This is a genomic window from Halovivax ruber XH-70, assembly GCF_000328525.1.
Lineage (GTDB): Archaea > Halobacteriota > Halobacteria > Halobacteriales > Natrialbaceae > Halovivax > Halovivax ruber.
This window is the reverse complement of sequence record NC_019964.1, coordinates 183811-196076: the sequence shown is the minus strand read 5'-3', so window position 1 is coordinate 196076 and position 12266 is coordinate 183811. Positions and strand designations below refer to the sequence as shown.

At 64.1% G+C, this 12266-nt stretch carries 8 protein-coding genes; 2 read left to right on the top strand and 6 right to left on the bottom strand.

Going from position 1 to position 12266, the window contains the following annotated elements:
* Nucleotides 1-1881 precede the first annotated feature (1881 nt).
* From lpdA to lipA, 6 genes are all read right to left on the bottom strand, one after another.
* Nucleotides 1882-3342: a dihydrolipoyl dehydrogenase gene (gene lpdA, locus HALRU_RS00815; RefSeq protein WP_015299521.1), complete on the bottom strand. Its 1461-nt coding sequence runs from the start codon at nt 3340-3342 to the stop codon at nt 1882-1884.
* A gap of 257 nt (nt 3343-3599) precedes the next feature.
* The gene (gene ilvA / locus HALRU_RS00810; protein ID WP_015299520.1) at nt 3600-4820 is read right to left on the bottom strand and encodes a threonine ammonia-lyase; all 1221 of its coding nucleotides are present in this window, start codon (nt 4818-4820) and stop codon (nt 3600-3602) included.
* A gap of 157 nt (nt 4821-4977) precedes the next feature.
* The gene (locus tag HALRU_RS00805) at nt 4978-6540 is read right to left on the bottom strand and encodes a 2-oxo acid dehydrogenase subunit E2 (RefSeq protein ID WP_015299519.1); all 1563 of its coding nucleotides are present in this window, start codon (nt 6538-6540) and stop codon (nt 4978-4980) included.
* A gap of 2 nt (nt 6541-6542) precedes the next feature.
* Nucleotides 6543-7559 (bottom strand): alpha-ketoacid dehydrogenase subunit beta, encoded by a 1017-nt coding sequence (locus HALRU_RS00800; RefSeq protein WP_015299518.1) that lies wholly within the window; start codon nt 7557-7559, stop codon nt 6543-6545.
* A gap of 2 nt (nt 7560-7561) precedes the next feature.
* Nucleotides 7562-8671, bottom strand: a complete 1110-nt coding sequence (gene pdhA / locus HALRU_RS00795; protein WP_015299517.1) for a pyruvate dehydrogenase (acetyl-transferring) E1 component subunit alpha — start codon at nt 8669-8671, stop codon at nt 7562-7564.
* A gap of 410 nt (nt 8672-9081) precedes the next feature.
* The gene (gene lipA / locus HALRU_RS00790; RefSeq protein ID WP_015299516.1) at nt 9082-10050 is read right to left on the bottom strand and encodes a lipoyl synthase; all 969 of its coding nucleotides are present in this window, start codon (nt 10048-10050) and stop codon (nt 9082-9084) included.
* Nucleotides 10051-10247: 197 nt separating this feature from the next.
* Here lipA and HALRU_RS00785 point away from each other — a divergent pair, with 197 nt between their 5' ends.
* Together HALRU_RS00785 and HALRU_RS00780 are read left to right on the top strand one after the other, a co-directional pair.
* On the top strand, nt 10248-11645 hold the full coding sequence (locus HALRU_RS00785; protein WP_015299515.1) for an MATE family efflux transporter: 1398 nt from the start codon (nt 10248-10250) through the stop codon (nt 11643-11645).
* A gap of 81 nt (nt 11646-11726) precedes the next feature.
* A complete protein-coding gene (locus HALRU_RS00780) occupies nt 11727-12242 on the top strand; it encodes a PH domain-containing protein (protein WP_015299514.1) in 516 nt (171 codons plus the stop codon).
* Nucleotides 12243-12266: the final 24 nt, after the last annotated feature.

Below are 12266 nucleotides of genomic sequence, written 5' to 3'. Positions count from 1 at the left end.
CTCTCGCACCCAGGTTCCGAATCGCGAGTTGTCAAGAGGACCGAGAAAGAGAATCGCTGAAATAGTACCGGCCATGAACCACGGCCAGACGATTCCGGACTGTAGTACCAGAGGCCCAAAACCGAGAAGCATGAGGGCATAAATAAATACTGTTATCGGATCAGGGAATTCGCGCAGGAAAAATGCTGGGAACATACTATAGTTATATTGACTCAATCCTTTGTTTAGATGATTTATTATGTGATTGGATCCCTACGCTTTATCCCATTCCACGGCAGCGACAATGGGGACCGTCAAAATCCTCTTCGCAGTCTTCTTGTTCTAAGTTTATACACATATGGCATCTATGAGCATACTGTCGACCGGGTAAATCATCAAAGTCACGGCATTCAACCCCTGATGAGCCCTCAGCACACGAAGGCAAAGATGCTCCCGAGGCCGATACAGAAGCGAAGCACCCCCAACATGCCACAGGGTTGAGCATGGTACACGCCCCGCAAGAAGTGAACATGCTTGAGAAGCCAACGCTCAGAGCTACCAAACATGAAAGCGGGATATTGTTTTGGGTGTGCATCTTACAATCACAAGATGATTCAGCCTCTCCACTATTAGCTGAAGAGGGGGAAGAGGGAGAATTGAATTCTTGCGGGTCGACATTGCGAACACCCGTGTCGATTTTTCCATCATTTACCTTGTATATCTTGAGAGAGTTTGCGTCTAAGGCGCCAAATTCGTGGTCAGGATATTCTACAGACTTATTGTTCCGTGGAAGATTTATTTCTGCCTTATAGGCAACAGACGTTGTCAAATTGTTGTTCCACTGTTCAGAAGTCCAAACGAGTGCCCCTTGATCGGCACCTTCACGTGGTTCGGCCGGTAAAACTACAAGTCTCATATCGCTGATTCCCGTGAAATCCAAACTGGGGTCCTCCGGCGGATCGGTAAACGGTACATGAAGAAGAATTGCGTCAGATGACCTGACCCTCCACCCATTTTCTTGGAATTCATTTGTGAGCATTTCGAAATCAGGATCAGATAATGCCTTTCGTAGTGTTTTACGCCCTTCAGACCCGGTTAATGGCCAGGGCTGGGTGTATTTGTCCTCTGGGTTATTTTTACCAGCGACATTACCCCCAACAGCGGTACCCGTTCCAGAGGCCGCTATTGCCTTTAGCACATTTCGTCTGTTCACGTTCTCTGAACTCACAGTTTCTCTACCACTAAATAGCCATTATTGTGCAAATACATAATACTTACTATTTGAAGCTAATATCTTGTATTATTATATAAAGAGACGTGTAGATTTATTGTATGTTATTAGACCTTCTTTGGTTTTGGTTGGATATATCGTGTTTCCAAGGACGATGGGTGGAAGATAGCCAACCGGATCCTACATTAGGGGTCCTAGCCGTGAACATCGATTATGGGCAACTGCCGCGTGTACTCGTGGTTGGGAGAACCGTCTGGTTGGTCATCACCGCCGCCGCTTGCGGCGGTGGGGGTAGCGGGTTCCTCGTCGCCGAACCCGAGGCAGTAGGAAGGCTACCAGCGCGTTAGTGCAGATCGTCTTGAAGAGCATACGTCGATCGAGCGTAGCCGGTGATTTCCCAAACAGGCCCGGTTTGAAGCCTGTGGTATCAAGGGGTGTAGCGAATTCCCCCGGCGAGAGCAGCAACCGAGCTGGTGAATGTATTCGCCTGCTCCGGCAGCCATCTGGAGTAGTAGGTCAGTCACAAAATGCCGCAGCAGGCGCCGCTAGACGCGAGGAGTCTAACCTCCGCGCGGGCGGAGTCCGTGCAGGCGAATCGTGGCAGGAACGGGTATTCCGGGGTAGCAGGCACCAATGACGTCGGCTAATATCTGTGGTAAAAGATGCGTTCCCTACCGGTTCAGCGTGTGGATCGCCTGGTCGAGCGCGTTCGCGGCGGCCTCCATCACGGACTCGGAGAGCGTCGGGTGTGCGTGGATCGTACCCGAGACGTCTTCGAGCGTCGCGCCGAGTTCGACCGCGAGGCCGAGTTCGCCGAGCAACTCTGAGGCTTCGGGCCCGACGACGGACGCACCGAGCAAGAATCCACTCTCTTCGTCGGCGACGACTTTCACGAAGCCGTCCGCGTGGCCGGTCGTCAGCGCGCGTCCGCTGGCACGGAACGGGAACTTCCCGACGAGCGGTTCGAAGCCAGCGTCGGTGACCTCGTCCTCGGTCATCCCGACGGTCGCGATCTCCGGGTCGGTGAAGACGACGGCGGGCATCGCCTGGTAGTCGATCGCTGCGGGTTCGCCGGCGATGACTTCTGCGACGGTCTCGCCCTCGTACATGCCCTTGTGGGCGAGCATCGGCTCGCCCGCGACGTCGCCGACCGCGTGGATGTGGTCGACGTTCGTCCGCCCGCGGTCGTCCGTGGGGATGAAGCCACGATCGTCGGTCTCGACGCCGGCCGCCTCGATGTCCAGCGTGTCGGAGACCGGTTGCCGGCCGACCGCGACGAGGACCTTCTCCGTATCGAGTTCGATCGGGTCGGCTTCGACCGCTTCGGCACCACCGTCGCTAGCGACGGCGTCCGCGGGTTCGGCGACGACGCGGATCCCGTCGCCCAGATCCTGCCACTCGGCGGCGCTGTAGCCGAAGTGGAAGTCGATGCCGAGTTCCTCGGCACGCTGGGCCACCGGTCGGGTGAGGTCGTCGGGGTACGCCGGGAGCATCTCGTCTAGCATCTCGACGATGGTGACGTCGGTGCCGAGCTTCGCGTAGACGCCGGCGAGTTCCATCCCGATGTAGCCGGCACCGACGATGACCAGCGATTCCGGGACCGATTCGAGTGACAGGGCGTCCTTCGAACTGAGGACGGGTTCGTCGGCGAAGTCGAAGCCGGGGATCTGGATCGGGCGCGACCCCGTGGCGACGATCGCGTGCTCGAAGTCGACGGATTCCGAGCCCTGGCCCTCCCCGCCGTGGGAGACACGAACCGAGTTCTCGTCGGCGAACTTCGCCGTTCCCTCCATCAGGGAGACGCCGTTTGCCTTGCAGAGTTTCTCGACACCGCTCGTGAGCTGGTCGACCACGCCGTCCTTCCAGTCGACCATGCCGGCCATGTCGACCGCCGGGTCGGCGTGGATCCCCATCTCCTCGGCGTGACGGGCCTCGTGGGCCACGTCGGTCGCCGTAATCAGCGCCTTCGACGGGATGCAGCCGTGGTTCAGGCAGGTCCCGCCGTAGGCGTCCTTCTCGACGAGCGTTACGTCGAGGTCGAGTTGTCCGGCGCGAATCGCAGCCGCGTAGCCCGCCGGTCCGCCGCCGATCACGAGCACGTCCGTTCCAGTAGTTACGTCTCCGACGACCATTGCTACGTAGACAAATCCAGTCGAGATATAAAAACGGGCAGGTATCGCGCCTGTGTTACTCGAAACGGGTTGTAGATTTAGTGCCCATCCGTCCATCGAAAGGCCATATTTACCGCCAGAACCACACAGATGGCGGCAATCAGCGTGTGGATTCGCGACACGTGAGTGGCCCACGCACTCGCCAACGACGACCAGTGAAACGAGAGACTGGACCCTCGCCAGCGCACAGCCGAGAAATTCGATTCGCAGCCCTGCTATCAGTTGACCCGAGAAACCTCGTAGCCCGCGGCTTCGATCGCCTCGATGATCGTCCGGGCGTGCTCTGACCCGCTGGTGACGACCTGGAAGACGAGGTACGCCTCGCCGACCTGGAGGTCGCCGACGGCGCGATCGTGCCTGACGGTCCGGATGTTCGCGCCCCGGTCCGAGATGAGTCCCGAAACGGCCTCCATCTTGCCCGGCTGGTCCTCGATGCGCACGCGAAGACGGAGCAACTGGTCCCGGTCCGTCAGCGCGTGGTCGAGGACCGTCTGGAGCATCGAGATGTCGATGTTCCCGCCGCCGAGCACCGGGACGACCGTCTCGTCCGCCACGTCGAGGTCGTCGGAGAGCAGTGCCGCGACCGACGCCGCGCCGGCGCCTTCGACGAGTTGCTTGGCCCGTTCGAGCAACAGAAGCGTTGCGCTGGCGATCTCGTCGTCGGAGACGGTGACGACCTCGTCGACGTGTTCCTGAATGAGGCCGAACGTCAGCTCGGAGATGCCGCCGGTCGCGATGCCGTCCGCGATGGTCTTCGCGTCGTCGATCGACTGGGGGATCCCCTTGTCGAGACTGTCGGGGACCGTCGCGGCCGCCTCGGCCTGCACGCCAACGACCCGGATTTCGGGATCTAGCTCTGCGAGTGCGGCGCTGATCCCGCCGATGAGCCCGCCGCCCCCGATCGGGACGATAACCGTGTCGACCTCGGGCAGGGCCTCGTAGATCTCCAGCCCGAGCGTGCCCTGCCCGGCGACGATCGCCGGGTCGTCGTAGGCGTGGACGAACTCGACGTCGTCGCCGTCCGTGAGGGTCTGGGCGTGGGCCATCGCCGCCTGGAAGTCCGTCCCCTCGAGTTCGACGTCGCCGCCGTAACTGCGCGTCGCGTCGACCTTCGCCTGCGGGGCGTGTCGCGGCATCACGATCGTCGAGTCGATATCGTTCTTCGTCGCCGCGATGGCGACACCCTGGGCGTGGTTGCCCGCACTCGCCGCGACGACACGCGAGACGTCACCGCGTTCGGCCAGCTGGACCAGCTTGTTGTACGCACCCCGCGTCTTGAACGAGCCCGTCCGCTGGAGGTGCTCCATCTTCATGTGGACCGTCGCGTCTGCCATGGCCGACAGCGAGCGGTTCAGTTCGAGCGGAGTCTCTCTGACCACCGACTCGTCGTCGAACCGCTCGCGGGCCTGCCGTACGTCAGCTAACCCAACGTCTCCCATACCGGCGGGCTTCGCGGGCGGGGATGAACCCTTCTTCGGTTTCGACGTTTCGTAAACGGACCTGAATCTGGATAGGTGCGAAGCGGAAAAGAGAGGCTCGTCCCTCGGCACACACCGAACAAGAACGACGAAAAACCAGACGAGATGAGTTACCGCGTTACTCCAGCAGCAGCCGCTCCGGCTCTTCGAGGTACTTCATGACCTCGTTGGTGAACTGGGCGCCGACGGCGCCGTCGATGAGGCGGTGGTCGAACGACAGCGAGAGAGTCATGACCGAGCGTGGCTCGATCGACTCCTCGCCGTTCTCGTCGGTGACGACGCGGGGCTTGCGCTTGATCTCGCCGACGGCCAGGATGCCCGATTCGGGGTAGTTCAGGATCGGCGTGGCGTACTCGCCGCCGATGCCGCCGATGTTCGTGATGGTGAACGTCGACCCCTGCAGTTCGTCGGGCGAGATGGTGCGCTCGCGAGCCTTCTGGACCAGTTCGTTCATCTCCGAGGAGAGTTGGAGCATACCCTTGTGGTCCGCGTCGTCGACGACCGGCACCATCAGGCCGACGTCGGTCGCCGCCGCGACACCGATGTTGTGGTAGTTGCGGTAGACGACCTCTTCGTTGTCCTCGTCGATCACCGCGTTCATCTCGGGGTACTCCTCCAGCGCCGCGACGACGGCCTTCATGATGAACGGCATGAAGGTCAGGCGAATACCCTGCTCCTCGGCGATCGGCTTCAGTCGCTCGCGGGTCTCGACGAGCTTCGTCACGTCGACCTCGTCGTGGTGGGTGACGTGGGGCGCGGAGAACTTCGACTCGACCATCGCGTCGGCGATGGTCTTGCGAACGCCTTTGAACGGCTCACGCCGCTCTCGCGGACCGGTCTCGCCGGTCGCGACGGCCGCGGCGTCTGCCTCCTGGGCCTGGCGCTGGGCCTGGGCGTACTCCGTCACCGCTTCGGGCGTGACGAACGCCTCGCCGTCGCGCTCCTCGTCGGTCGGGACGGTGTTCAGGTCGACGCCCTCCTCCTCGGCGAGTTTGCGCGTCGCGGGTGCTGCCAGCGTCCGCTCGCGATCGGCCGATTCGACCTGTGCCGTCGCGCCGCCGCGCGTGGCGGCCGACTGGGTCGATTCCGGCGCGGTCGACGCGTCGGCACCCGTCTCCGTGGGCTGCTCGTCACCAGTACCGGCCGGTGCCGATTCGTCGCTCTCCGCTGCCGCACGGACGTCGCCCTCGGTCAGTCGCCCGCTCGGGCCGGTGCCCTCGACCGTCTCGATGTCGACGCCCAGTTCGCGAGCGAGCCGTCGGACCGACGGCGGTGCGAAGACGCGCCCGGACGGCGTGTCGGTCTCGCCCGATTCGTCGGCCTCGCCACCCGCTTCGGACTCGGTGCTGGGGGTCGCGTCAGCATCGTCGGCCGCGTCCGCACCACCCTGCTCCGCGGAGGCGGTATCGGCGCCCTGTTCCGTTACGTCCTGATCGTCCTCGCCCTCGACGTTGTACGTGATGAAGAGGTCGCCGACGGGGACGACGTCGCCTTCCGCCCAGTGGAGTTCGCGGACGGTGCCGTTCGTCGGTGAGGGGACCTCGACGAGGGCCTTGTCGGTCTCGACTTCCGCGACCGGCTGGTCCTCGCTGACCGTGTCGCCGGGTTCGACGAGCCAGGAGACGAGTTCGCCTTCGGCGACGCCTTCGCCGACGTCGGGGAGGGTGAATTCCATCGTCATGGTTAGAACTCCACCGCGTTACGGATACCGTCGACGATTCGTTCCGCTTCCGGCAGGTAGTAGTCCTCCAGCGCGTACAGTGGGAACGGCGTGTCGAACCCGGTGATGCGCTCGACCGGCGCCTCCTGATAGAGCAACGCCTCCTCCTGGAGCGTCGCCGTGATCTCGCCGGCGAGGCCACCCGTCTTGGGCGCCTCGTGGACGACCGCGGCGCGGCCGGTCTTCTTGAAGGACTCGACGATCGTCTCCTCGTCGAGCGGCGAGAGCGTCCGGAGGTCGACGACCTCGACGTCGATGTCGCCGGCGAGTTCGTCGGCCGCCTCCATCGTCGGCCGCGTCATCGCCCCCCAGGTGAACACCGAGATGTCCGCCCCCTCGCGGCGGACGGCGGCCTCGCCGAGGGGAATCTCGTAGGACTCCGTGGGAACGTCCTCGCGGAACGCCCGGTAGATCAGCTTCGGTTCGAGGAACATTACGGGATCCTGACTGCGGATCGCGCTCGTCAGCAGCCCCTTCGTGTCGTACGGCGTCGATGGGACGACGACCTTGAGACCGGGCTGGTGGGCGAAGAAGGCCTCCGAGGACTCGGAGTGGTGCTCCGGCGCACGGATGCCGCCGCCGTAGGGTGCGCGGACGACGAGTGGACATTCGAATCGCCCGCGCGAACGCGTCCGCAAGCGCGCGGCGTGGGAAACGATCTGGTCGAACGCCGGGTAGATGAAGCCGAGGAACTGCATCTCGGCGACCGGGCGCATGCCGTAGGCGGCCATGCCGACGGCCGTCCCGACGATTCCCGACTCCGCGAGCGGCGTGTCGATGACGCGGTCCCCGCCGAACTGTTCGTAGAGGCCGTCTGTGGCGCGGAAGACGCCACCGTTCTCCCCGACGTCCTCGCCCATGACGAGCACGTCGTCGTCGCGAGCCATCTCCGTCTCGAGGCCGTCCTGGACCGCCTGAACGAGCGTGAGGCTCTCGGTTTCTGCGTCGTCGGCCGGTTGGTGTGTTTGTTGAGCCGTCATTGTCAGTCCTCCAGAAGCGCCTCGTCACCGTGGCGTTCACGAAGCGTTTCGAGCCACTCGAGCTGTTCTTGCAGTCGTTTCGGCATGCCGTCGTAGACGTGGGCGAAGATCTCTTCGGGCTCGGCGTCCGCGAACTCCTCGGCCGCCGAGATCGCGTCGGCGACCTCGTCCTCGATACGCGATTCGATGGTATCGACGCGCTCGTCGTCTAACATGCCGTAGTTACGCAGGAACGTCTCCATGCGCGGAATCGGATCCTTCGCCTTCCAGCGCTCGACTTCCTCCTCGTCGCGATAGACCGAGGGGTCGTCGGCGGTGGTGTGAGCGCCGAAGCGGTACTGGACCGCCTCGATCAGCGTCGGGCGGAGTTCGTCCTCGCCCGGGTTCTTGGCCTTCGCGACGGCGTCGCGGGTCACCTGGTAGACGGCCAGTGGGTCCATGCCGTCGACCTGGACGCCCTCGAAGCCGTAGGCCGTCGCCTTCTGGGCGATGGTCTCGCTCGCAGTCTGGCGCTCCCGGGGCACCGAGATCGCCCACTGGTTGTTGTTACAGAAGAACACCGACGGCGCGTCGAAGACGCCGGCGAAGTTCAGCCCTTCGTGGAAGTCGCCTTCCGAGGTGGCGCCGTCACCGAAGTAACAGAGGAACGCTTTCTCCTCGCCCTTGAGCCGGGAGGCCCATGCGGCCCCCGCGGCGTGGGGGATCTGCGTCGCGATGGGCACCGCGACCGTGAACATGTTGACGTCCTCCGGGATGTAGTTCCCGTGCTCGTGGCCCATCCAGTACAGCAGGGTGCGCTTCAGCGAGAGGCCGCGGACGAGGCCAGCCCCGTGCTCGCGGTAGCTCGGGAAGAGCCAGTCGTCCTCCGATAGCGCCGTCGCGCTGCCGATCTGGGCGGCCTCCTGGCCGGACAGCGGCGGATAGGTTCCCATCCGCCCCTGGCGCTGGAGGCTGACCGCGCGCTGGTCGAAGTGGCGGACCAGTCGCATCTGTTCGTACATCCGGACGAGGGCGTCCTCGTCCAGATCCGGTACCGTCGCGCCCTCACGGACTCGACCGTCTTCGTCGAGAATCTGGACGCGTTCGTCTGGTTCACGCTGTAACGTACTCACGGGTAGACCCACCTTCGCATATCCGTCCGATTGGACCGCGCCCGGTATAGAATTTTCGTAAATAGTTTACTAACAGCGGAATTATTGCGACAGCGTCCCACAGGACGGCGGCGATGTAGTATTGCACTGGACGTTTGTATTCTTATCTCGTGTGGTGAGCGTATGCGGCCATTTCTGCAAGATTTTTCGGGAGGAACTGGACGTGCGTGGATAGCCGTTCACTGGTGACGGAGACCACACCGCATTCGGCTCGTGGTCGAACGGGTGTGTCGAGTGCACCGGCACACAGTCACGCGTCCAACAACTAATCGGAGAAGCGTCCCTCACTCGCGTGCCTCGGCAGGGTGGCGGTGGGCACTCGGTCGCCGTCAGCATCAGTCGACAGTGGGTGCTCAGTCACCCTAGTGTACTCAGTCGCCTCCGGCCGGTGACGGTTGCCCGCTCGCCCGAGCGTCGGCGCGAGCCTGCTCGACCGTCTTTCCCTCCCGGAGGACGGCGTCGACGAAGAGTTCGCCGGCCTTGTACGACGAGCGGACCATCGGGCCGCTGGCGCAGTAGAGGAAGTCGAGTTCGTCCTCGGCGACGCGGCGCCAGGTCTCGTACTTGTCGGGATGATCGTACCGTTTCACGTCCAGGTGATTCCGCGAGGGCTGGAGGTACTGGCCCAGCGTGACGATGTCGACGCCGCGCTCGCGACAATCCGCCAGCGTCTGGTAGACCTCGTGGTCGTACTCGCCGTGGCCGAGCATGATGGAGGTCTTCGTGTAGATGTCCGACTCGCGGTCGACCTGTTCCAGAACGCCCAGGCTCTGCTCGTAGCCGGCGCGGCGATCCCGCACCGGGAACTGCAGGCGCTCGACGGTCTCGACGTTGTGGGCGATGACGTCCGGATCCGCGTCGATGATCTTCCGGACGAGACGCTCCTCGCCCTGGAAGTCGGGAATCAACACCTCGACGAGGATGCCGGGGTGGCGCCGCTTGATCTCGCGGATCGTCTCGGCGAAGTGGCCGGCGCCCTGATCCGGGAGGTCGTCGCGGTCGACGGAGGTGAGGACGACGTAGTCGAGTCCGATCTCGGCGATCGCGTCCGCGACGTTTTCGGGTTCGTCTGGATCGAGCGGGTCCATCCCGCCCGTCTGGACGTCACAGAAGTTGCAGGCGCGCGAGCACTTCTCGCCCATCAGCATGAACGTGGCCGTCCCGCCGTCGCCGGAGCCCGTGCCGGCGCCGCCGGACCAGCACTCACCAAGGTTCGGGCAGTTGGCCTCCTCGCAGACGGTGTGGAGATCGTGCTCGCGGAGCGTCTCGCGGATCCCCGCGAACTCCCGTCCCGACGGCGGTTGCATCTTCAGCCAGTCGGGCTTCCGGGCACTGCTCATACGGAGAGCGTCGGGGGCGATGGTGAAAAAGCGTGGTGATCCGACGCGACGCGGAGCAGGCCCACACCGTCGCCCGCCAGCGCGACAACCGCCCGAGGGACGACCGATCGGCTGGATCGACGTCGCCGAACAGGATTCTGTCAACGGACTGTAGATGAAAACATTTATCGTTGGTAGCGGCAATTTCCGGATCGAGCATGCTCGACGTCGATCGCGAGGCGATCACGGACGGTCCGATCACGCGGACGTTGCTCGTCCTCGCGGCCCCGCTACTCGTCCAGAACCTCGTGCAAGTCGGCCAGCAGCTGATCGATACGCTCTTTCTTGGCCGCCACAGCGTGGAGGCCGTCGCCGCCGTCGGGCTCAACTTCCCCGTCGTGACGCTGATCAGCGTGATGACCATCGGCGTGATGGTCGGGACGCAAGTCCTGGTCTCCCAGCGCGTCGGCGCAGACGAGCTGGTCGCCGGGCGACGGGCGGCCGTCAACGGGACGGCACTCGGGATCGTCGCCGGCGCCATCGTCGGTGTCGTGGCGTTCTTTCTCGCACAGGAGGGGATGGCCCTCTTCGGCGCGAAAGAACTCACGACGCAGTATGCCGCCGAATACCTCGCGATCTACGCGCTCTTTCTGCCCGTCCTGTCCGCAAGTGACGTGATCGAAGGTGGCTTCGTGGGATGGGGCGACTCGCGAGCGGCGCTGTACATCAACCTCCTCGCCGTCGTCGTCAACGTCGTCCTCGATCCGTTCCTCATCTTCGGCTGGGGACCCGCTCCGGAGCTCGGCGTCGCCGGCGCGGCGCTGGCCACCGGCCTCGGCTACGGCTGTGGCTTCCTGCTCGGCCTCGGTATGTTCGTCGCCGGCCGGGACGGGTTCGCGCTCACGCGTGACGTCCTCGTCTTCGACCTCGAGGACTGTCGCGAAATTGTCGACATCGGCTGGCCCACCGCCGGGCAGTACACCGCGAGCCAGGCCGCACGCGTCCTGATGGTCGGCGTCGTCTCGGCCGTCGGCGGCTCACCCGCCATCGCGGCCTACACCATCGGCGCGCGCATCTCGAGCGTCGCGTTCGTCCCCGCGATGGGGCTGCAGAAGGCCGCCCAGAGCATGATCGGGCAGAACCTCGGCGCCGACCGGCCGGAACGCGCCCGCCAGACCACCTGGACCGGCGTCGCCATCGCCGCCGGCGCGCTGACCCTCGTCGGCCTCGTCCAGCTGGTGATTCCCGAGACGCTCTCCGAGATTGCGATGCCGAAAGCCGAGCCACACGAGATCGAACTGGCCGCCCAGTACCTCGTCATTCTCGCGCTGGGCTACTGGGCGATCGGTTCGACGTACCTCCTGCAGGCCGGTTTCAACGGGGCGCGACGGACGCGGACGAGCCTGGTCGCCACACTTGCCCAGTACTGGGTCGTCAGGCTCCCGCTCGCACTCGTCCTGGCGTACCCGCTCGGGTTCGACGTCCAGGGCGTCTTCTGGGCGGTCACGCTCTCGAACGCCGCCATCGCAGTCGGACTCGGGGCGTACTACCACTACGAGACGACCGAAGGAATGAACCGGCAGGCCGTCGCCGCCGCCCAGTCGGCGAGCGACTGACCGGGTTTCACGACCCGCTACCTCGGATCGTCGCCGGAGAAATCACACCCTAACTATGTCGGAATCCACGAACGTCCCCGTGTGAGCGTCCCGCGAGAGACGGCCGACTGGGTACACCTGCGCGACGACGAGCGCGTCACGTGGACGAACCGACCGCACCCGATCGCGCTCGGGATGCGGTTCGTCCTCGGACTCGTCGTCACGCTCGCCGGACTCCTCGTCGCGGCCTGGGCGTGGAACGCCGGCTACCAGCTGGTCGGCTGGCTCGCCATCGCGGTCGCCGTCGTCGGGATCGGCGGTGCGACGGCCGCCTACGCGTTCTGGACGAACACGCGCTACGTGATCACGACCGACCAGCTCTACGCCAAACGTGGCGTCGTCTCGCGCGACGTCACGCAACTCTCGCTCGAACGGGTACAGAACACCACCTTGCGGCAGTCGGTCGCCGGCCGGGTCCTGGGCTACGGCGACATCGGCGTCTACACCGCCGGATCGGACGAACCCGAGGTCACCTTCGTCCGGGCACCCGAGCCGGACGCCGCCAGGGCCGCCCTCGCCACCCAGGTCGGGCGGTCGGGAAACGGAGATCGCGCCTAACGCGACCGTCGTGCGGTTGCAGGC